At 61.4% G+C, this 21,091-nt stretch carries 22 protein-coding genes; 7 read left to right on the top strand and 15 right to left on the bottom strand.

Going from position 1 to position 21,091, the window contains the following annotated elements; translation table 11 throughout:
* Window positions 1-219: 219 nt before the first annotated feature.
* Window positions 220-1,734 (top strand): M48 family metalloprotease, encoded by a 1,515-nt coding sequence (locus ACZ9EJ_RS20130; RefSeq protein ID WP_251089828.1) that lies wholly within the window; start codon window positions 220-222, stop codon window positions 1,732-1,734.
* 15 nt (window positions 1,735-1,749) lie between these two features.
* Here ACZ9EJ_RS20130 and ACZ9EJ_RS20125 read toward each other — a convergent pair whose 3' ends face one another.
* The 5 genes from ACZ9EJ_RS20125 to ACZ9EJ_RS20105 form a co-directional block, all read right to left on the bottom strand.
* Entirely contained in the window at window positions 1,750-2,616 is an 867-nt protein-coding gene (locus tag ACZ9EJ_RS20125; RefSeq protein WP_007771992.1) for an RNA polymerase factor sigma-32, read from the bottom strand.
* Window positions 2,617-2,924: 308 nt separating this feature from the next.
* Window positions 2,925-3,497, bottom strand: coding sequence for a CarD family transcriptional regulator (locus ACZ9EJ_RS20120; RefSeq protein ID WP_046631724.1), 573 nt, complete (start codon window positions 3,495-3,497; stop codon window positions 2,925-2,927).
* A gap of 387 nt (window positions 3,498-3,884) precedes the next feature.
* Window positions 3,885-4,223 (bottom strand): ferredoxin FdxA, encoded by a 339-nt coding sequence (gene fdxA / locus ACZ9EJ_RS20115; RefSeq protein WP_046631722.1) that lies wholly within the window; start codon window positions 4,221-4,223, stop codon window positions 3,885-3,887.
* A 203-nt stretch (window positions 4,224-4,426) separates the two neighbouring features.
* A complete protein-coding gene (locus ACZ9EJ_RS20110; protein ID WP_046631720.1) occupies window positions 4,427-4,840 on the bottom strand; it encodes an RNA-binding S4 domain-containing protein in 414 nt (137 codons plus the stop codon).
* A 5-nt stretch (window positions 4,841-4,845) separates the two neighbouring features.
* Entirely contained in the window at window positions 4,846-8,058 is a 3,213-nt protein-coding gene (locus tag ACZ9EJ_RS20105) for a helicase-related protein (RefSeq protein WP_046640213.1), read from the bottom strand.
* Between ACZ9EJ_RS20105 and ACZ9EJ_RS20100 the strand changes: the two genes are divergently transcribed.
* From ACZ9EJ_RS20100 to ACZ9EJ_RS20090, 3 genes are all read left to right on the top strand, one after another.
* Window positions 8,033-8,326 carry a hypothetical protein gene (locus ACZ9EJ_RS20100; RefSeq protein WP_251089829.1) on the top strand — a complete coding sequence of 98 codons (294 nt, stop codon included), beginning with the start codon at window positions 8,033-8,035 and terminating at the stop codon, window positions 8,324-8,326. The two genes, ACZ9EJ_RS20105 and ACZ9EJ_RS20100, sit on opposite strands and share 26 nt — an antisense overlap.
* A 454-nt stretch (window positions 8,327-8,780) precedes the next feature.
* Complete coding sequence (locus ACZ9EJ_RS20095; RefSeq protein ID WP_007775119.1) at window positions 8,781-8,936, top strand: DUF3309 family protein; 156 nt, start codon at window positions 8,781-8,783, stop codon at window positions 8,934-8,936.
* Window positions 8,937-8,977: 41 nt separating this feature from the next.
* The gene (locus ACZ9EJ_RS20090; protein WP_046631716.1) at window positions 8,978-9,235 is read left to right on the top strand and encodes a YMGG-like glycine zipper-containing protein; all 258 of its coding nucleotides are present in this window, start codon (window positions 8,978-8,980) and stop codon (window positions 9,233-9,235) included.
* A gap of 250 nt (window positions 9,236-9,485) precedes the next feature.
* Here the strand turns inward: ACZ9EJ_RS20090 and phbB are convergent, their stop codons facing one another.
* Window positions 9,486-10,214: a beta-ketoacyl-ACP reductase gene (gene phbB / locus ACZ9EJ_RS20085; protein WP_046640183.1), complete on the bottom strand. Its 729-nt coding sequence runs from the start codon at window positions 10,212-10,214 to the stop codon at window positions 9,486-9,488.
* 140 nt (window positions 10,215-10,354) lie between these two features.
* A complete protein-coding gene (locus ACZ9EJ_RS20080) occupies window positions 10,355-11,536 on the bottom strand; it encodes an acetyl-CoA C-acetyltransferase (RefSeq protein WP_046631712.1) in 1,182 nt (393 codons plus the stop codon).
* Window positions 11,537-11,796: 260 nt separating this feature from the next.
* On the opposite strand from ACZ9EJ_RS20080, the gene phaR reads away from it, so the two are divergent.
* On the top strand, window positions 11,797-12,372 hold the full coding sequence (gene phaR, locus ACZ9EJ_RS20075) for a polyhydroxyalkanoate synthesis repressor PhaR (protein WP_046631710.1): 576 nt from the start codon (window positions 11,797-11,799) through the stop codon (window positions 12,370-12,372).
* 14 nt (window positions 12,373-12,386) lie between these two features.
* Here phaR and ACZ9EJ_RS20070 read toward each other — a convergent pair whose 3' ends face one another.
* The 4 genes from ACZ9EJ_RS20070 to mtgA all read right to left on the bottom strand — a co-directional run bounded on the left by ACZ9EJ_RS20070 (window position 12,387) and on the right by mtgA (window position 14,736).
* Complete coding sequence (locus ACZ9EJ_RS20070; protein WP_037081348.1) at window positions 12,387-12,794, bottom strand: hypothetical protein; 408 nt, start codon at window positions 12,792-12,794, stop codon at window positions 12,387-12,389.
* A 138-nt stretch (window positions 12,795-12,932) separates the two neighbouring features.
* A complete protein-coding gene (gene rpmF, locus ACZ9EJ_RS20065) occupies window positions 12,933-13,118 on the bottom strand; it encodes a 50S ribosomal protein L32 (RefSeq protein ID WP_007759580.1) in 186 nt (61 codons plus the stop codon).
* A 149-nt stretch (window positions 13,119-13,267) separates the two neighbouring features.
* Window positions 13,268-13,915 (bottom strand): glutathione S-transferase family protein, encoded by a 648-nt coding sequence (locus ACZ9EJ_RS20060; RefSeq protein ID WP_046640214.1) that lies wholly within the window; start codon window positions 13,913-13,915, stop codon window positions 13,268-13,270.
* A gap of 74 nt (window positions 13,916-13,989) precedes the next feature.
* The gene (mtgA, locus tag ACZ9EJ_RS20055) at window positions 13,990-14,736 is read right to left on the bottom strand and encodes a monofunctional biosynthetic peptidoglycan transglycosylase (RefSeq protein ID WP_046631703.1); all 747 of its coding nucleotides are present in this window, start codon (window positions 14,734-14,736) and stop codon (window positions 13,990-13,992) included.
* 130 nt (window positions 14,737-14,866) lie between these two features.
* On the opposite strand from mtgA, the gene ACZ9EJ_RS20050 reads away from it, so the two are divergent.
* Together ACZ9EJ_RS20050 and ACZ9EJ_RS20045 are read left to right on the top strand one after the other, a co-directional pair.
* Window positions 14,867-15,781 carry a polyprenyl synthetase family protein gene (locus tag ACZ9EJ_RS20050; RefSeq protein WP_046640184.1) on the top strand — a complete coding sequence of 305 codons (915 nt, stop codon included), beginning with the start codon at window positions 14,867-14,869 and terminating at the stop codon, window positions 15,779-15,781.
* Between the two features lie 18 nt (window positions 15,782-15,799).
* A complete protein-coding gene (locus ACZ9EJ_RS20045; protein WP_046640185.1) occupies window positions 15,800-16,441 on the top strand; it encodes a LysE family translocator in 642 nt (213 codons plus the stop codon).
* Window positions 16,442-16,473: 32 nt separating this feature from the next.
* Here the strand turns inward: ACZ9EJ_RS20045 and ACZ9EJ_RS20040 are convergent, their stop codons facing one another.
* The 4 genes from ACZ9EJ_RS20040 to ACZ9EJ_RS20025 all read right to left on the bottom strand — a co-directional run bounded on the left by ACZ9EJ_RS20040 (window position 16,474) and on the right by ACZ9EJ_RS20025 (window position 20,936).
* Window positions 16,474-17,136, bottom strand: coding sequence for a YiaD family glycine zipper/OmpA-like lipoprotein (locus ACZ9EJ_RS20040; RefSeq protein ID WP_046640186.1), 663 nt, complete (start codon window positions 17,134-17,136; stop codon window positions 16,474-16,476).
* Window positions 17,137-17,299: 163 nt separating this feature from the next.
* Complete coding sequence (hisC, locus tag ACZ9EJ_RS20035) at window positions 17,300-18,364, bottom strand: histidinol-phosphate transaminase (RefSeq protein ID WP_046640187.1); 1,065 nt, start codon at window positions 18,362-18,364, stop codon at window positions 17,300-17,302.
* A 4-nt stretch (window positions 18,365-18,368) separates the two neighbouring features.
* Window positions 18,369-19,619: a flavodoxin-dependent (E)-4-hydroxy-3-methylbut-2-enyl-diphosphate synthase gene (gene ispG / locus ACZ9EJ_RS20030; RefSeq protein ID WP_046631695.1), complete on the bottom strand. Its 1,251-nt coding sequence runs from the start codon at window positions 19,617-19,619 to the stop codon at window positions 18,369-18,371.
* A 126-nt stretch (window positions 19,620-19,745) separates the two neighbouring features.
* Window positions 19,746-20,936: an MFS transporter gene (locus tag ACZ9EJ_RS20025; RefSeq protein WP_046640215.1), complete on the bottom strand. Its 1,191-nt coding sequence runs from the start codon at window positions 20,934-20,936 to the stop codon at window positions 19,746-19,748.
* Between the last annotated feature and the right edge of the window lie 155 nt (window positions 20,937-21,091).

Below are 21,091 nucleotides of genomic sequence, written 5' to 3'. Positions count from 1 at the left end.
TGGAACTCGCCACAATTTGGACGTGCCGCGATGGCATCGCGGAAACGTAGCGGGGATTTTCATTGCAAACGCACCAGCAAGACATATTTCAATAAGAGCATCTGTGCATTCGACGCGAAAATCGCTAAGCGACATAGAGAAGGAGCCGGCTTGGATCGAGAGGACCTCTGCCAAGCCGGATGGCGGACCTTGGGAATGATGGTGCGGAAGACGAGGACGATGAGGCGCGACACAGCGATCCCGGCTGTCTGGGCGATTGTCCGTGCCCTGCCCGGTCGGCGGGCCTTGGGCGCCCTGCTGTTCAGCGGTGCGATCCTTTCCGGCTGCCAGTCGCTCTTCGACCAGGCCTATACCCCGAATGTCTCTCCTTCCGACTCGCCGCAAATCGTCGATGAGGTGCAGAAGAACGATCCGCGGGCGCAGATGGGCGCGCGCGAGCATCCGCGCATCGTTGCGAGCTATGGCGGCGAATATCGCGACGCCAAGACCGAGCGGCTGGTCGCCCGCATCGCCGGCGCGCTGACGGCCGTTTCGGAAAATCCCAACCAGTCCTTCCGCATCACGATCCTGAATTCACCGGCGATCAACGCCTTCGCACTGCCGGGCGGCTATCTTTACGTGACGCGCGGCCTTCTGGCGCTTGCCAATGACGCATCGGAAGTCGCGGCCGTGCTCTCCCACGAGATGGGTCACGTCACCGCCAACCACGGCATCGAGCGCCAGCGCCGCGAAGAGGCGGAAGTGATTGCGAGCCGCGTCGTCGCCGAAGTCCTCTCCAGCGATCTCGCCGGCAAGCAGGCGCTTGCGCGCGGCAAGCTCCGCCTCGCCGCCTTTTCGCGCCAACAGGAACTGCAGGCCGACGTGATCGGCGTGCGGATGCTCGGCGAAGCGGGCTACGACCCCTACGCGGCCGCGCGCTTCCTGGATTCGATGGCTGCCTATGCCCGCTATTCGGCGGTTGATCCGGACAGCGACCAGAGCCTAGACTTCCTGTCGAGCCACCCGAATTCCACCCAGCGCGTCGATCTCGCCCGCCGCCATGCCCGCAATTTCGGCCAGGAAGGCACCGTCGGCGACAAGGGCCGTGATTATTACATCGCCGGCATCGATGGCCTGCTTTATGGCGACAGCCCCCAGGAGGGCTACGTCCGCGGCCAGACTTTTCTGCATGGCGGCCTCGGCATCCGTTTCGACGTACCGCCGGACTTCCGGATCGACAACAAGGTGGAAGCTGTGCTGGCGACCGGCCCTGGCGAAACGGCGATCCGTTTCGACGGCGTTGCGGCGGGCGACAACGACAATCTGCCGAACTATCTGACGAGCGGCTGGGTCGCGGGCCTGCAGCCGGAGACGGTGCGGGAGATCCAGGTGAACGGCATGCCTGCGGCAACCGCACGGGCTTCCGCCGAACGCTGGGATTTCGACGTCACCGTCATCCGCGTGGACAATCAGATATTCCGCTTCTTGACGGCGGTGCCCAAGGGCAGCCCGGCGCTCGATACGACTGCCGAAATCCTGCGTTCGACGTTCCGCCGGATGACGCCTCAGGAAATCGCGGCGCTGAAGCCGCTGCGGGTACGCATCGTCACGGCGACCAGGGACGACACCATCGCATCGCTGTCGGCGCGCATGATGGGCACGGATCGCAAGCTCGATCTCTTCAAGCTGATCAACGCGCTGCCGGCCGGGGGGACGATCTCCCCGGGCCAGAAGTTCAAGATCATTTCCGAATGAGGTAGGGGCGCCGCCTCAGCAGGCGGCCGCAGCCATCTGCGGATTGGCCGACACCAGCGCCGACTTGAGCTTTTCGATAGCCCTGCTTTCGATCTGCCGCACGCGCTCCTTGGAAATGCCGAGTTCTGCGCCGAGCGCTTCGAGCGTCGCGCCGTCGTCGGTCAGCCGGCGGGCACGAATAATCTTCTTTTCCCGGTCGTTGAGCTTGGTGAGCGCGCCCTGCAGCCATTTCAGCCGGCGCTCGCCGTCGATCATCCCGGAAACCTGCTCATCCGGCAGCGGTTCGGCGCTCGCCAGCATGTCGAGCCGTTCGCCGCTATCCGCATCGCCGGCGATCGACGGCGCCTGCAGCGAGGAATCGTTGCCGGAAAGGCGGGCATCCATGGTCTGGACATCGGCGACGCTGACACCGAGCGCCACCGCGATCTCCTCGTGAATTGCCCGGGCGGTGAGATTGGAATCGCCGCGGGCGAGCTTGGCGCGCAGCCGGCGAAGATTGAAGAACAGCGCCTTCTGGGCGGAACTGGTGCCGCCTCGCACGATCGACCAGTTTCGAAGAATGTAATCCTGCATCGAGGCGCGAATCCACCAGCTGGCATAAGTGGAAAAACGCACGTCGCGGGCCGGTTCAAACCTTGCCGCCGCTTCGAGCAGCCCTACATAGCCCTCTTGAACGAGGTCGCTCATCGGCAATCCGAAGCCACGGAACTTCGAGGCCATGGCGATCACGAGACGCATATGTGCAAGGGCAATCTGGTTTCGGGCATCCTGGTCCTGATCGTCCTTCCAGCGGACCGCCAGATCGCGCTCCTCCTCCCGGGCGAGATATGGAGCGGACATTGCTATCTTGATCATCGTGCGGTCTGCGGACATGGCTGTCATCGTGTTCTCCGTGAACGGTCTGATCCGACAAAAACAGCGAGGCACAAACCAGGGACACCGTGCACGCTACAAGCCCGAACGATGATGGAATGAATGTCCTGCCGCTTCTGCTCCCCTCGTCTTGAGTTCCGCGGGGGATTCACAACCGGCTCAAGAGACCGATCTTCCGCCCCGCACTTAGCTGTCCCGAACGCAAACCGACGCACATCAGTTCGCCGTTCCGGCGGGTTAACGCGGAGGCAGGCAAAAAGTTCCAATAAAAAACCCGGCGCGAAGGCCGGGTTTTTGAGAGAACCATGATTGGATGATCAGGCCGCTTCTTCCTGCGCCTCATCTTCCTCGATGTTCTTGCCACGCTTGGGACCCTTGGCGAGATTGACCTCGACAAGGCGGACGGCCTCGGTTTCGGACATCTTGTTGACGGCAGCGATTTCACGAGCCATGCGGTCGAGGGCGGCTTCGTAAAGCTGACGCTCGGAATAGGATTGTTCCGGCTGGTTGTCGGCGCGATAGAGGTCGCGGACCACTTCTGCGATCGAGATCAGATCGCCGGAATTGATCTTTGCATCATATTCCTGGGCGCGGCGCGACCACATGGTGCGCTTCACGCGGGCCTTGCCTTGAACAACCTTGAGAGCGCGCTCGACAAAATCCGTTTCGGACAACTTGCGCATGCCGATGCTGACGGCCTTTGCGACTGGCACCTTGAGGCGCATCTTGTCCTTTTCGAAATCGATTACGAAAAGCTCAAGCTTCATGCCGGCCACTTCCTGCTCTTCAATCGCAGAGATAGTGCCTACACCATGAGCGGGGTATACAATCGATTCACCAGTCTTGAAGCCCTGGCGTGCGGGAGAAGTCTTTTTCTGCTGAGTCGTCATTCGTTTCACAAACTCCCTGTTACTCACCCATTGCCGGGTCGGGGGAACCGGGTCTGTCAGGCCCGGATGAGACGGGGGAAACCGTCGGGTCACTCCATACTGGTCCGACCAACGCGAGCGAAAAAACACCCATCGGGGTACTGCGACCGACAACATTCAAGCGTTGCAATGTCACGGAAACCGCGTTTTGGGTGGTCTGTTGCTTTCGTGATGTTTTTTGGGCACGCACGTGCCGCCTTGTGGAACAGTTCTTATTGTCTACCACAAAAAAGTGCGGAAATCAATAATTTGCTTTTGCAGGTGCACAGAGCGCTACAGCCGCGCTCTGCCCAACAAAAAGGCAAAGTGATTCGAAACCGCTTCCGAGCCATTCCGTCGCGGTAAATCTCAATCGCCCTTGCCGGGCTCGGCGGAGAAATACTGCTCGTACTTGTTGGCAACGCCGTCCATTTCCTTGGCCTCGGGCAGCGCATCGCGCTTGACCGTGATATTGGGCCAGATCTGAGCGAATTCGGTGTTTATCTTGAGCCATTTGTCGAGGCCTGGCTCCGTATCCGGCTTGATCGCCTCGGCGGGACATTCTGGTTCGCAGACGCCACAGTCGATGCACTCGTCGGGATGAATGACGAGGAAGTTTTCGCCTTCATAAAAACAGTCGACCGGGCAGACCTCGACGCAGTCGGTATATTTGCAGCGGATACAATTGTCGGTCACGACATACGTCATGCGGCACTCCAGGACTATCGCGGATCAGCGGCACGTCGACGGATGGGAAGCGCCGGCACACCGGAAAGCCGGGAGAGGCGAAAACCCAACTGCAAAAATGACAGGAGGTAGGCGATCCAGCTTTTCGACAGTCAGGTAAAGCCTTTGGCTTTGCTTAGCAAGGATATCCGTGCTGAAAACCTAGTCGCAGCGGGTCGTTTTTTCTAATCTAGGTCGGCGTCGATACCTGGAAACAGCCGATCGGTCTCGCGGCGCTCCTTCTTCGTCGGTCGGCCGCTTCCCTGCGCGCGTTGCGCCTGTTCGAACAACGTCAGCCTCTTGGTTTCTTCAGGAGGAGGGCTGAGATCTTCATAGAGCAGCCGGGCCTCTTCGAAAGGACCCCGCCTTTCCCCGCCGGTCTTCACCACCAGCACGAGGTCGCGACGCTCAAGCTTGAGATCGATGCGATCGCCCGGCTTCACCTGGGAGCTCGGCTGGGACACCAGATCGCCGTTCACCCGCACGTGGTTTGAACGGATCATATCCTGGGCGATCGACCGCGACTTCGCCATGCGGGCAAAAAACAGCCACTTGTCGATGCGCTGACGCGAACCGGATTGTGGCTGTTTTTCCGTCATGGGCCTTACTTCTTCATCTGCTCCTTGAGAGCTGCGAGCTTTGCAAAGGGCGAATCGGGATCTATCGGCTTTTCCTTGCGCGGCGGCTTTGCCTCAAAACGGGCGGGCTGCGGCCCTTTGCCGCGGTCGTTGCGATCCGGACGAGGACCGCCTTCGTGGCGCTCCCCGCGGTTCGGACGATCGCCCCCGCGATTGTTGGTATTGTTGTTGTCTGGGCGACGGTTGTTGTCGCGGTTCGGCTTGCCGCCGTCCTTGCGTTCGCCACCGCTGCGCTCGCCGGCCGGGCGCGCATCACGCCGCTCGCCACCGTCGCGCCGTTCATCACGACGGCCTTGGGCCGGCTGACCGGCTTCGCCACCGGCATTGTTGCGCTGGCCGCCATGGCCGCGACGATCCCCATGCTGGGGCCGGCCGCCGCGCTGGTTGTTTTCACGGCCGCCGCCCGGACGCCACAGCAGGACCGGCTTCGGCTCTCCAGCCTCGGCAGCCTTTGCCTCGTCGGTGACGTCTCCAGCCGCAGCCTGCTCAGCCGGAGCCTCTTCCGAAGCAACCGCTTCTGCAGTAGCCGTCTCAGCCGGCGCAGCATCAGCCACGGCCTCTGCTGGGGCGGCTTCAGGCGCAGCCTCGGCCGACGGCGCTTCTGCCGTTGTCTCGGCTGGAGCGTCGCTCGCATCGGCGTCGTCACCGTCGGAGGCTTCCGGCGCGTCTCCTGCCGAAGCAGGAGCGACTGCCGGAACGGCGTTGACGGAACCTGCATCCTGGCCCGCCAGGAATGCCTGCGCCTCTTCCGGCTTTACTGCGTCGGCGCGATATCCGAGGCCCTTGAGGATTTCTTCCATATCGTCGGGCGTCGCGCCGAGAATCGAGAGCATCGCGGTCGTAGCCGTGAAGCGGCGGCCGTCATATGCCCCTTCCGGACGCGGCGTCGAACCCGGCTTCCACTGCAGAAGTGGACGGATGAGATCGGCAAGCCGTTCAAGGATGTCGATCCGCACGGCACGCTTGCCGAGGAAGCGGAAACCCGCAAGCTTGTAGAACATCCGCTCGAACGTCGGATCGGCGACCACGGAAGTGCGTCCTGCGGCAAGCGCCGGGATGAGATCGCCGTAACCGGGCTTGTCGAGGCCGTCGTTCTTCAGCGCCCAGAGGAGCGTGATGAGCTCCGCCGGAGCCGGCTTCAAAAGCATCGGCATGAAAACGTGATAGGCGCCGAAACGGATGCCGTAGCGACGCATCGAGGCGCGCGCATCCTGATCGAGCGACTTCACGTCGTCCGCGACGTCGCGCCTGAACAGCACGCCGAGACTTTCGACGAGCTGGAAGGCGAGGCCCTTGGCAAGGCCCTGCAGGTCTTCGGCGCGCGACAGATCGTCGAGCGGCTTCAGAACCGTGGCGATGTGATGATTGACGAAGCGCTCGAGGCGGGCGAGCACATGTTCGCGCGCATTGCCGGTCAGCTGCTCGTCGGAGAGCAGGATGACGCGCGGCCGCATGACATGCTCGGTCGGCGCAAGACGGGCGATAGGTTCGCCGAGCCAGCGCACGAACCCGTCGGAACCGACCGCAAGATCGCTATTGCCGGAGGCATAGAGCCTCGCAGCCCGCGCCTCGAATTCGAGCGCCAGCGCTTTCTGAGCGGCACCCTGCACCGCCTTGGCGTCGGGTCCCTCGGTTCCCGAAACGGGCGTGAACCGGAAACCGGCCAATTGCCCGACGTGATGTCCCTCTACAAAGACATCGCCATTCACACTGATTTCAGCTTCCAGCATCGCATTCTCTCTCAGGCGCTTCATGAGCACAGATGTCCTGCGATCAACAAAGCGTTTCGTCAACCTTTCATGTAGCGCGTCCGATAACCTATCCTCTATTTCCCGTGTCTTTTCTTGCCAGTGTGTCGGATCGGCAAGCCAACCAGGGCGATTAGAGACGTAGGTCCAGGTCCGGATCTGCGCTATGCGGGCCGATAATGTGTCGATTTCACCATCGGTGCGGTCGGCGCGGCGAACCTGCTCCGCCATGAATTCTTCATTCACCGTCCCGAAGCGTACAAGATCGGAAAAAAGAGTCGAAATAAGGTCGGCGTGCTGTGCCGGCGCAATTCGACGATAGTCCGGCAGGGCACAGGCCTCCCAGAGCTTCTCGACCCGCTGGGGCGTTGTAGCGATATCCTTGATTTCGGGATAACGCGAAAGATAATCAAAGGCTTGGCTGTCGGTCGCAGGAAGCGCCCGCGTCAATCCTTGCAGGGTCGGTGAGGCATCCAGGCTTTCCCGCAGAGCCTTGAGCGACGAAAAGTCGAGGTTTTTCGAGCGCCATTGCAGCACTTTGACGGGATCGAAATGGTGGCTTTCGATTCGTTCGACCAGTTCGTCCTCGAAAGGCGAGACCTGCCCGGTCACGCCGAACGTCCCGTCCCGCACATGCCGCCCGGCGCGGCCGGCGATCTGCGCGAGTTCTGCCGGATTGAGGCTGCGGAACTGATAGCCGTCGAACTTCCGATCCTGGGCGAATGCCACGTGATCGACGTCGAGATTGAGCCCCATGCCGATCGCATCCGTCGCAACGAGATATTCGACGTCGCCGGACTGGTAGAGGCCGACCTGTGCGTTGCGGGTCCGCGGGCTGAGCGCGCCCAGCACCACTGCCGCCCCGCCGCGCTGACGGCGGATAAGCTCGGCGATCGCATAGACCTCGTCGGCCGAAAACGCCACGATTGCGGAGCGCTGCGGCAGGCGGGTAATTTTCTTCTGGCCCGCATAGAAGAGCTGCGAGAGGCGTGGCCGCTCGACGACGGTTATTCCCGGCAGCAGCTTTTCGAGAATGGGCCGCATGGTCGCCGCCCCCAGAAGTAGCGTTTCATCGCGGCCGCGCAAATGCAGGATGCGGTCGGTAAAGATGTGGCCGCGCTCGAGATCTCCCGCGAGCTGCACCTCATCGATTGCGACGAACGAGGCTTTGGTCTCGCGTGGCATGGCTTCGACGGTGCAGACGGAAAAGCGCGCGTTCGGCGGTGTGATCTTTTCCTCACCGGTGACGAGCGCCACCTGGGAGGCACCGACCTTCTCGACAAGGCGCGTGTAGACCTCGCGCGCCAGCAGCCGGAGCGGCAGGCCGATCACACCGGTGCCATGCGCCACCATGCGCTCGATGGCATAATGGGTCTTGCCGGTATTGGTAGGTCCGAGGACGGCGGTGACGCCGCGCCCGCTGAGCATCATGGGCTGGAAATTCAAAGCCTGGTTCCGCGCATCACATAAGCCTCAAGTCTCGCGCCGTCGCCCAAAACTAAAAGCCACGCAACACATGGCGATCTCGGTGGGCAAACGCAAGCCTGAAGAATGGTTTTGCGGCAGCGGAATGATCGCCGAGGGCGGCGTATCAACGCTCGACGTTTCGAATTTTAAGCGTGAAGGAACAGACGCGAACGAATCGGAGACGAATCGCAGACTCCAGACGATTCAGCTTTTGTTCACTGCTATATGTTGATGCGACTCCGCACTTCCCCACGACATCCTGAATCTGCATCGCGATTGGAGGCACACAATTGCAGGATTCATCCCGAAGCTGCGCTTTCACGAAGAATCGCAAGAGTCAATCCATTGATATGGTTAATGTTTTATCAACCGATTTAGATCGCTCCGCCCTCGTTCGAAGACGGAATTAAGATTCAGGCCAAACGCGGAACGAATCGCCGACGAATCACAGACATCCATGTCTTCGCCATTTGTTCTCACAAGATATGGTAGGTACAACCAGGACAGACCCGCAAGAAAATCGGCGCGGCGAGGGCCGTCGGAAGTGAATCGTTCAGGTGCCGTTAACATTGGCTGACGCAGTTTGACCACATGAGAGCACACGTTTGCATGCCGATGGAACAAAAATCACGGCGCTACGTTTCCTCGCCAAATCCATACCGGATTATCTAGCGGAGTAGAAAACCATGCTCGGAACCGTGTTGCTCGTCATCCTCATTCTGCTACTCATTGGCGCGTTGCCGAATTGGGGTTATAGCCGAGGCTGGGGCTATGGTCCGTCGGGCGGATTGGGCCTTGTCGTGCTTATCATCATTATCCTGCTGCTGATGGGCAGGATCTAAAAGCGGCGTAGCCGTGTGTACCAAAGGGAAGGGAAACTGACATGATGAAGAAGATTCTGATTGCGGGCTGCATGATCGCCACGCTCGCCTCCTGTACTGCAACTGAACGCGGCACCGCAATCGGCGCCGGCACGGGTGCCGTTATCGGCGGCGCCGTGACGAATAGCTGGGGTGGCGCGGCAGTTGGTGCGGTTGCAGGCGGCCTTGTCGGCGCTGCGATCGGCCAGTCCTCGGAACGCCGCGGCTACTGCATCTATCGCGACCGTTACGGCCGCCGTTACGAGGCGCGTTGCCGCTAACCGCGAGCAACAATCCAGTCCCTCAGGACCGGTGCCCGAGCAATCGGCGCCGGTTTTGTTTTGCTCTGAGAGACCGTTGCATTAACCGTTGGCCAAAGCCGGAACGAATCGCCGACGAATCGGCGACATCACCGGTTTCGCGGTTTGTTCACCGCAATATATCGTGCAATAACAATTCGTTAACCATAGAGACCGACCGTTTCGGCGCACCACGATGCGCCGAAACCCTCTCAAAGGTTAACGGTGAAGATCAGCTCGCGAAGAACTGGCCGCCATTCGCCGTCAGCGTCGACCCGGTGATGAAGCCGGCATCGTCGGAAGCGAGGAATACGACGCACCGGGCAATCTCTTCCGGCTCGCCGAGGCGTCCGACCGGGATCAAGGGGAGTATCCGCTCGTTCAGCACCTTTTCCGGCACCGCCCGCACCATTTCGGTCGCGATATAGCCGGGGCAGATGGCGTTGACGGTGATGTTCTTTGCAGCGCCTTCCTGGGCCAGCGCCTTGGTAAAGCCGAGATCGCCGGCCTTGGCTGCCGAATAGTTCACCTGACCCATCTGGCCCTTCTGGCCGTTGATCGACGAGATGTTGACGACCCGGCCGAATTCGCGCTCGCGCATGCCGTTCCAGATCGGATGCGTCATGTTGAAGAGGCCGGTCAGGTTGGTGCCGATCACCTCGTTCCACTGTTCGGGCGTCATCTTGTGGAACATGCCGTCACGGGTAATACCCGCATTGTTGACAAGCACTTCGATCGGGCCGAGTTCGGCCTCCACTCTTGCTATTCCGTCGACGCAGCCCTGATAGCTGGAGACATCCCACTTGAAGACGGGAATCCCGGTCTCGTCGTGGAAGGCTTTTGCCTTTTCCTCATTGCCCGCAAAATTTGCCGCGACACGATAACCTGCCGCCTTCAACGCGACGGAGATGGCTGCCCCGATCCCACGCGTTCCTCCCGAAACCAATGCAACCCTGCTCATGCGATCTTCCCCTTTGCGTTGTGATCCGATCCTTCTATGTGAACGGATACTTACCTAGTTTGACATGCTTTCGTCGGGGAGATAGGCCCGCCGTGAAGTTTTGCAACCTCGGCGGGATTATCCACAGTCATCCAACGGTATTACATGGCCTCAAGGCACATGGCGACGCCCATGCCGCCGCCGATGCACAGCGTGGCAAGGCCCTTCTTGGCGCCGCGGCGCTTCATCTCGAAAAGAAGCGTGTTGAGAATGCGGGCACCCGATGCGCCGATCGGATGGCCGATCGCGATCGCCCCGCCGTTGACGTTGACGAGCGACGGATCGAAGCCGAGATCCTTGGTGACGGCGCAGGATTGCGCGGCAAAGGCTTCGTTGGCCTCGATGAGATCGAGATCGCCGACCTTCCAGCCCGCCTTTTCGAGCGCCTTGCGGGAAGCCGGGATCGGGCCGGTGCCCATGATCTGCGGATCGACGCCGGCGGTCGCCCAGGACACGATGCGAACCATCGGCGTGATGCCACGGCGGGCGGCTTCCGCTTCCGTCATCAGCACCGCAGCGGCCGCACCGTCATTGAGGCCCGAGGCGTTGCCGGCGGTCACCGTACCTTCCTTGTCGAAGGCGGGGCGCAGCTTGGCCATCGAATCGAGCGTCGCACCGGCACGGATATACTCGTCGTTCTCGACGGTCACGTCACCCTTCCGCGTCTGGATGATGTAGGGGATGATTTCGTCCTTGAAGCGGCCGGCATTCTGCGCGGCCTCCGCCTTGTTCTGGGAAGATACGGCGAACTGGTCCTGCTCCTCGCGGGAGAGCTGCCACTGGCGGGCGATATTCTCCGCCGTGATGCCCATGTGGTAACCGTAGAACGCGTCGGTCAGGCCGTCCTTGATCATCGTGTCGATCATCTTGAAATCGCCCATCTTCACGCCGCCGCGAAGGTGCCCGCAATGCGGAGCCATGGACATCGATTCCTGGCCGCCGGCAACGATGATCTTGGCATCGCCGAGAGCGATCTGCTGCATGCCGAGGGCAACGGCGCGCAGGCCCGAGCCGCAGAGCTGGTTGATGCCCCAGGCGGTGGCTTCCTTCGGCACGCCGGCCTTCATGGCCGCCTGCCGGGCCGGGTTCTGGCCCTCGCCCGCGGGCAGGACCTGACCGAGGATGACCTCGTCCACCTCGGCCGCCTCGACGCCGGCGCGCGCCAGCGCACCCTTGATCGCCGCCGCACCGAGTTCGTGCGCCGGGACATTGGCAAAGGCGCCGTTGAAGGAGCCGACGGCCGTGCGGCCAGCGGCTGCGATTACGATGGATGGATTGGACATGGACGTTTCCTCTTATCCGTTATTTGTCTGCGAGACTGGCAAAGCTTGAGCCGAGAGTCAAACGGCAGCCGAACGCCGCGGCGGACCTGTCGGGCGTTTCGAAAATGCCCGTTAGATTTCACGGGTTTGCTGCGCAATAAACGCGTCGCCGCGCCGCACAAATCGATTGTAAGTCCTCGTCATTTAGGCTTACATTCCTGTCGGGAGAAGCATGCCAATCGATAATGACCAAACCATATTGACGGGAGCAGGAGGCAATCATGGCGAAGACCGAAGGCGAAATCATAATCAAGAAATATGCCAACAGGCGCCTCTACAACACGGGCACCAGCACCTATGTGACGCTGGAAGACCTGGCGAAGATGGTGAAGAAGGGCGAGGAATTCACCGTACAGGACGCCAAGAGCGGCGACGACATTACCCATTCGGTTCTGACGCAGATAATCTTCGAGCAGGAATCGAAGACCGGCAACACGCTGCTGCCGATTTCCTTCCTGCGGCAGCTGATTTCCTATTACGGCGACCAGATGCAGATGGTGGTTCCGACCTTCCTCGAACACTCGATGCAGGCTTTCACCGACCAGCAGGTTCAGATGCGCGAACAGATGACGCGCGCCTTCGGCGATACGCCGCTCAGCAAGAACCTGCAGATGCCGATCCAGATGATGGAGGAACAGGTGCGCCGCAATACGGACATGTTCCGCCAGGCCATGCAGATGTTCTCTCCTTTTGCGGGACAGCCCTCGGCACCTGCCGCCAAGAAGACCGACGCCAAGGACATCGACGAGCTGAAGGAACAGCTCCGCAACCTGCAGAGCCGCCTCGATAATCTCTAAGACCCGAAGGGCGGTTAGAGCCCGATCGACACGTCGCGGCCGGCTGCGCGGATTGCTACCGCGAAGCCGCCGATGACGTCGACGAAGGTGATCGTCATCAGGATGAAGAAGATCTGCGTCGCGGCATCCCGCACCAGCAGGAATTCAACCAGATAGGCGATGAAGACCAGCATCGACAGCATGTGGTTGATCAGCGAGCCGCGACCGTTGCGGCTGGCTTTCAGGATTTCCACGAACAGGAAGACGAGCGAGATGACGATGATCACGTCGCCGAGCGTCATGGTCCAGACGGCACCCGACAGCATCTGAAGCGAGCTGATGACGTTGCCGAGCGACGCGACCCCACCGCCGCCCAGAATACCGAGCATGCCCAGGTTATAGAGAATGAACGGGATGATCATCAGCGGCAATGCAGCAAGCATGGTCTCGGACTCCAGTCGATATGGCCGGACTGTACGTGCTTGCCTTGCTTTCGCAAGTCTTGGCGCAGCAAAACAAGTTCTACGCGCAACAAAAAAGGCCGGCGGAGCCGACCTTTGATGCAATAGAACGAAAAACGCTTATGCGTTTTCCTTCGGCGTCAGAACCTGACGACCGCGATACATGCCGGTCTTCAGATCGACATGGTGCGGGCGGCGCAGTTCGCCGGAGTTCTTGTCTTCGATATAGGTCGGAGCCTTGAGTGCGTCTGCGGAGCGGCGCATACCGCGCTTCGACGGGCTCGTTTTTCTCTTCGGTACAGCCATTTTCGTTACTCCACTTGCGTGCAAAACATAATCCCCGGCCGGAACTGAGGCCGATTGGACATGTCTCGATCTCGGAAATTTGGGCGGCTTATACATGCCCTGCCGGGCTTTGACCAGTCCCTGCCGGGATTTTTTGAGAAATATGCGGCTTAAGCCTCATCCTCCGGCACGATCCAGGTTTCGGCCAGTGCGGCCTCCTGCCACTTGAGCCAGGCCGGATGGGATTTCATCGCCGCCATATAGGCAAGCGTCTCCGTATCCGTCGTCAGGTCATAGACGTCGAAACGGTTGACGACAGGCGCAAACATCGCATCCGCTCCGGAAAATTTGCCGAACAGGAACGGCCCGCCGGACTTCGCCCGGAGTTCGCGCCAGATCGTCTCGATGCGGGCCACGTCGTCCATCACGCCCTCGGCGAGGGGGATCTTCGCCTTCGGCCGGCGCATGTTCATCGGGCAGGCGTTGCGCAGCGCCCGGAAGCCGGAAATCATCTCCATCGAGATGGACCGCGCAACGGCGCGGTCAGCGGCGACTTTCGGCCAGATGCCTTTGTCAGGGAAAAGCTCGGCGGCGTATTCGATGATCGAAAGCGATTCCCAGACGCGAATATCACCCTGGTGCAGCACCGGCACCTTGCCGGTCGGCGAGATCGGCTTGAATTTCGGATTGCCGGCGGGGAAGTCGAAGGGGATCAGCACTTCCTCGAAGGGAATGCCCGCCGCCGTCAGCGCGATCCAGGGGCGAAAGGACCAGGAGGAATAATTCTTGTTACCGATATAAAGGGTAAGCTTTTCCATGCGCCACATCTCCGGTTGGTTCATTCAGCCTCATAATGGGCTTACCCGGACGCGACCAATGAAATCGATAGACCTCAATCATAAATGCATTTGATGTAATCGCCAGAACCGCGCGCTCGGCTCTCGACAACGCCGGCCAGCCGCTGCACGCCGCGGCTCGGTTTGCCGGCGACACGGGTGATCGGATTGGGAAGTGCTACGGCCAGAAGTGCGGCCTGCCGGGCGCTCAGTTTCGAAGCCGGAACCTTGAAATGATATTGCGCCGCTGCCTCCGCGCCATAGATGCCCGGCCCCCATTCGGCGATGTTCAGATAGATCTCCATCATCCGCCGCTTCGACCAGACGAAATCGGCACCCATCGCCAACGGCAGTTCCAGCCCCTTGCGGATGAAGGAACGGCCGTTCCAGAGGAACAGGTTCTTGGCCGTCTGCATCGGTATAGTGCTCGCGCCTCGCGTCGCCTCGCCGTCGAGCGCATCCTCGACCACGCCACGCATCTGGTTCCAGTCGACGCCGCCATGGAAGCAGAACTGGCCGTCCTCCGACATCATGACCGATCGGACGAGGTTGGGTGAAATCTCCTCGAGGCTTACCCAGCGCCGGTCGTATCCGCGAAACAGCGCGAGCTCCGACAGCATCAGCGTCGAGACCGGGCGGGTGAACGGCAGCGCGTAGACGAAGATCAACAGATAGGGCAACACCACCAGCGCGACCGCGATGAGCACGATCCGGCGGATCAGAGTTCCGGAAACCGGGCGCCGTCGCCAGCGGGGCCTCACGGGCTCCTCCTCCTGCACCTGCTGTTCGGGTGTGATGTCCAATATCGCACTCGTCCCTCGTTTTGAGTTTCATAACCGTTCAACGTGGCCAAGGCGAGTCTGGCGCCGAAAACTTCGCGTGTCCTGGTGAATCGCCGTTGCCAGCAAACACTCGGCATGCCAAACAGCGGCCATGACGGACGCGAAAACGGCATTCGAAACACGCCTGCGGCAGAGCGCCGCCGAGACGGGAGCCCTGCTTTCGTCTCTCCTGTCCGATACCCCTCTTCCCGACGAGATGACCCGCCCGACGCATCTGATGGCGGCCATGCGGCATGGTTCGCTGAACGGCGGAAAGCGGCTGCGGCCCTTCCTCGTGCGAGAGAGTGCGGCCCTGCTGGGCGGGCCGGCGGATGCAGCACTTCGGGTCGGCGTCGCACTCGAATGCCTGCATTGTTATTCGCTGATCCACGACGACCTGCCGGCCATGGACGACGACGACCTGCGCCGCGGCCAGCCGACGGTACACAAGGCCTTCGACGAGGCGACTGCGATCCTCGCAGGCGACAGCCTGCTGACCTACGCCTTCGATATCATCGCCGCGCCGGAAACCGAACTCGCCGACCGGCTGAAGACGGAACTCGTTCTCTCACTTGCCCGCGCTGCGGGACCGGGCGGCATGGCGGGCGGCCAGGCGCTCGATCTCGCCGCCGAAAAATCGCCCCCCGACGAGGCCGGCATCACCATATTGCAGGCGATGAAAACGGGTGCGCTGCTGCGCTTTGCCTGCGAGGCGGGGGCAATCATCGCAGGCTCTGAACCGGAGCATCGCGAAAGGCTGCGGCTGTTCGGCCAGAAGATCGGCCTTGCCTTCCAGCTCGCCGACGATCTGCTCGACCTGACTTCGGATGCGGCAACCATGGGCAAGGCAACCGGCAAGGATGCGGGACGCGGCAAGGGCACGCTCGTGGCGCTGCACGGTATAACATGGGCGGAAGGCCGGCTCGATGTTCTGACGAAGGAAGCCATGGAACTACTTGCGCCCTACGGCGAAAAGGCGTCCATTCTGCAGGAGACGGCGCGCTTCATCGCCAGCCGGGAAAACTGAAAAGGATAGGAAACGAGAATGCCGGACGTCCTGAGCTATCTGCCCTACATGTGGCCGGCCTATGTGGCCTATGTCATCAATGTCGCAAGCCCGGGCCCGGCCAATTTCGCCATCATCGGCACCTCGATCTCGCAAGGCCGCCGCGCCGGCCTGATCACAGCGCTCGGCATCGCCTGCGGTTCTTTCACCTGGGCTTGCGCCGCAGCGCTCGGTCTTGCGGCACTGCTCCGCAACTATGCGATTGCCCTGGAGATCATGAAGGTGCTCGGCGGGATCTATCTGATCTACCTGGCCTGGAAGGCCTACAAGTCCGCGCGCCTGCCGGATTCCAAGGTCGCCCTCGGCAATTCGAAAACGAATTATACCGCCCGCCAGCTCTGGCTGCGCGGTTACGCGATCCACGTCACCAATCCGAAGGCGATCTTTGCCTGGCTGGCGATCATTTCGCTCGGCCTGCCGGACAATGCGCCGACCTCGGCGATCCTGTTGATCATCGCCGTCTGCATGAGTTCGAGCATGCTGATCTTCACCACCTATGCGCTGGTGTTTTCGACGTCCCATGCACTACGCGGCTACAAGGCCGCGCGGCGCTGGGTCGAAGGCACGATGGCGGTGTTCTACAGCGTCGCCGGCCTGAAGCTGCTGACGAGCCGCATCTGAACGGCTCGCCTTCCTTATCAGCCTTTTTTTGATCAGCCCTGGGTGATCGGTGCGATCGCCACTTCGACACGGCGGTTCTGCGCGCGGCCATCCGAGGTCGCGTTGGAGGCAACCGGCTGCGACGGTCCGAAGCCCATCGTCGACATGCGGCGCTGGTCCACACCCCCACGGCTTCCGAGATAGTTCGCGACGGAAGCGGCGCGGCGTTCGGAGAGCGCCTGGTTATGCTGCAGGCTGCCGGTCGAGTCCGTATGGCCGTTCACGTCGATCAAGGTGCGGTTGAACTTGTTCAACACGATCGCGACGGCATCGAGCGTCCGGTAAAAGGGCGGGATCACCTGGTCTTGGTCGGTGGCAAACGTGATGTTCGACGGCATGTTGAGAATGATGCGGTCGCCGACGCGGGTCACCGAAACACCGGTGCCCTGCAGCTGGGCGCGCAGTTCCGCTTCCTGATTGTCCATATAGGCACCGATCCCGCCGCCGGCGAGCGCGCCGATACCGGCGCCGATCAGCGCGTTGCGGCCCGCATGGCGTCCGCCGGTCAAGCCGCCGGCCAGCGCGCCGAGGCCTGCGCCGATGGCAGCGCCGCCGGTGGTGTTGGAAATTTTCTGCTCGCCCGTATAAGGATCGGTCGTGGTGCAGGCAGAAAGATAGGTCGCGCAAAGTGCGACGATTGCGATTTTCTTGAGCATGTAAATAAACGTCCCCGTCGTCAGTGGTGCCATCTCATTTACCATGAATTGCGGCAATAACGAGGAGGCCGGCGTATCTTCGTTATTGACCGGAAGGCGGGCGAGAACGCTGCCAATCAAGACACCCGGCGAAGAAATCCGCTAGAGCGAAAAAACGGGCGGATCAGCCGGCGGCCGGCAGGCCTTTCAGGACTTCGAGCAGCCGGTCGCATTCGGCATCCGTGCCGATGCTGATGCGCAGATAGTCGGCTATGCGCGGCTTGTTCCAGTGGCGGACCAGCACGCCTTCGGCCCGCAGGGCTAAATAGACGTCTGCGCCCGGCAAACTGGGATGCCTGGCGAAGACGAAGTTCGCCTGCGACGGCAGAACCTCAAAACCCATCGCGAACAATTCAGCGCTGACACGGTCGCGCGTCGCGATGATCTTCTGCCGGCAGGCCTCGAACCACGAGACATCCTCGACCGCGGCCGTCGCCGCAACCTGCGCCAACCGGTCGAGCGGATAGGAATTGAAACTGTCCTTCACCCGTTCCAGGGCATCGATCAGGTGCCGCTGGCCGAGCGCGAAACCGACGCGCATGCCGGCAAGCGACCGGGATTTCGACAGCGTCTGGATGACGAGAAGGTTTGGATAACGGGCAATCAGGCTCGCGGCCGTCTCGCCGCCGAAATCGATATAGGCCTCGTCCACCACGACCGGCGCGTCCGGATGCGTGGCCACCAGCGCCTCGATCTCCGCAAGCGACAAACCGACGCCGGTCGGCGCATTCGGGTTCGGGACGATGATCGCGCCGCAGGGGCGGTCGTAGTCGGAGATCTTGATCCGGAAGCCTTCATCGAGGGGGATTTCGACCACGTCGATATCGTAGAGCCGGCTATAGGTCGGATAGAAGCTGTAGGTAATGTCCGGGTAAAGCAGCGGCCTGTCGTGTTTCAGCAAGGCCTGGAACGTATGCGCCAGCACCTCGTCCGAACCATTGCCGACGAACACTTGATCCGCCTGCACCCCGAAACGCGCCGCGATCGCCTCCCGCAACACCGTTGCCGATGGATCCGGATAAAGCCGAAGAGCATCGTCCGCCGCCGCCTGGATCGCGGCGACCGCCTTTGGAGACGGCCCGTAGGGGTTCTCGTTGGTATTCAGCTTTACGAGATTCGCGATGCGCGGCTGTTCGCCCGCGACATAGGGTTTCAGCGTGCTGACGATCGGCGACCAGAACCGGCTCATGCGATTATTCGGCAGCCGTGCGCTGGCCGAAGCGTTGCTCGATATAGTCGATGACCAGCTTCTCGAAATCGGCGGCGATGTTCACGCCGCGCAGGGTGAGCGCCTTCTTGCCGTCGATGAAGACAGGGGCTGCCGGCGTTTCACCCGTGCCCGGCAGCGAAATGCCGATATCGGCATGCTTGCTCTCGCCCGGGCCGTTGACGATGCAGCCCATGACAGCCACGTTGAGCGCTTCGACGCCCGGATATTTCTCGCGCCAGACCGGCATGTTCTTGCGCAGGTCGTTCTGGATGTTCTGGGCGAGTTCCTGGAACACCGTCGAGGTGGTGCGGCCACAGCCGGGACAGGCGGCGACGACGGGTACGAACTGGCGGAACCCCATGACCTGCAGCAGTTCCTGCGCCACCTGCACTTCGCGGGTCCGGTCGCCGTTAGGCTCCGGCGTCAGCGAAACGCGGATCGTATCGCCGATCCCGTGCTGCAGCACATAGCCCATGGCGGCCGAAGAGGCTACGATACCCTTGGAGCCCATGCCGGCTTCGGTGAGGCCGAGATGCAGCGCATGGTTGGAGCGCTCGGTGAGCATCGAATAGACGGCGATCAGGTCCTGCACCTGGCTGACCTTGGCCGACAGGATGATGCGATTGCGCGGCAGGCCGATCTGTTCGGCAAGCTCGGCGGAAATCAGCGCCGACTGGACGATCGCCTCATGCATGACCTGGCGAGCCGACAGCGGCGAACCATTTGCGGCATTGCGGTCCATCAGCGTGGTCAGCAGATCCTGGTCGAGCGAACCCCAGTTGACGCCGATGCGAACCGGCTTGTCGTAGCGGATCGCCATCTCGATGATGTCGGCGAACTGCTTGTCCTTCTTGTCCTTGAAGCCGACATTGCCCGGATTGATGCGGTATTTGGCGAGCGCCTCCGCGCAGGCCGGATGATCGGCGAGCAGCTTGTGGCCGATATAATGAAAATCGCCGACCAGAGGCACGTCCATGCCAAGCCGCAGCAGACGTTCGCGGATCTTCGGCACCGCTGCTGCACTCTCGTCGCGGTCGACGGTGATGCGCACGATTTCCGAACCGGCCTTGTAGAGAGCCGCGACCTGGGCGACCGTTCCGTCGATATCGGCGGTATCGGTATTGGTCATCGACTGCACGACGACTGGCGCGCCTCCCCCGACGATGACGCCGCCGACATCGACGGCGACTGTGGCGCGGCGCGGTTTCGGGTCGTAGTCGATGGGTGCGGTCATCGGAAGTCTCGTCGGCTTGGGAATGAAGCGCCTTTCAGGTGGCGTATGGCTCGCGGCTTGTCAACCGCCGCGACACTCACTTTATCGCACCGACCTTACCTGTTCCAGCCCGGCAGGCTGACGCACCTAGTGATGCGCCGTGTCCGCATGTTTGGCCAGAGGCGAGAGTATAAGCACCACGACGATCAGCGCCGAGAGGCCGGCGAAGATGATCGCAAGGCCGGTATGCTCTGCAATGAAGCCGATGGCCGAAGGCGCGACCAGGATGCCGGAGTAACCCATGGTCGTGACCACCGAAAGGCCGACACCGGCCGCCATGCCCGGCAGGTTTCCGGCCGCAGAGAAAGCGATCGGCACGATGTTCGATATGCCGACGCCCGTCAGCGCAAAGCCGGCGATCGCCATCGGCGCATTCTGCGCGAAGCCGATCAGCAGCAGGCCGAAGATCGAGATGACGGCGCAGACGCGCAGCGTTTTCACCGCGCCGAAACGGTCGCGGATCAGGTCCCCGGCAAAACGCATCGCCGCCATGGTCAGCGAGAAGGCCGCGAAGGCGAAGCCGGACAGCGTGACTGAAGCCGCGAGCTCGTTGCGAAGATAAAGCGCACCCCAATCGAGGATCGCGCCTTCCGGGATCATGCAGAACAGCGCCATGATGCCGATCAGCCAGGGCAGTGGCGAACGCGGCAGGCGGCTTCCGCCATGCCTGGCTTCGTCCGGATGCGGGGCATCATGCAGGACGGTCCGCCAGGCAGCGACGATCATCAGCGCGGCCAGCACCGTGACCAGAATGGCATGGGCGGAAACGCCGATATGTTCGATCAGAAAACCGCCCGTCGACGATCCCAGCAATCCGCCGAGGCTCCAGAAGGCGTGGCAGGACGACATGATCGCGCGGCGCATGTTTTTCTCGACCGAGACCGCATTGGCATTCATCGCCACGTCCATGGCCCCGATCAGGCCACCGAACAGGAATATGGCGACCGCACCGGACCAGATGCCGCCGACCCAGGTGAGCAGAAGCAATGTCGGGGTCAAAAGCACGGATGTATATTTGGAAACCTGGCTCGATCCGAAGCGGGCAATCTGGCTGCCGGCAATCGGCATCATCAGCAGCGATCCGAGCCCGAAAGTCAGGATCATCAGCCCGAGCGCGCTTTCGCTCAAGCTCAGTCGGCTCGCGAATTCCGGGATTTTCGGCGCCCATGCACCGATCATGAAGCCGTTCATCAGGAAGAGCAGCGACACGCCCGCCCTTTCGCGGGTGAAGAAGGCTCGGGAGCTGGAGGAAGCGTTTGAGGGTGCGCGACTGTCCATGGATATGTTCCTCTTGATCGCCGCGAACATATTTAAATCGATTGAATTTGCAACGCCGCGAACAAGCCCTCCCTCTCACAAATTGTATCCAGGCGAAACCCACAACGAATAGAAAAGTTCGCGGCCGGACTGCCACGCGGCCGGCATGAGGCCCG

The sequence above is a fragment of the Neorhizobium sp. USDA 3394 genome (assembly GCF_056280385.1).
This window is presented reverse-complemented; position numbering and strand designations above follow the sequence as displayed.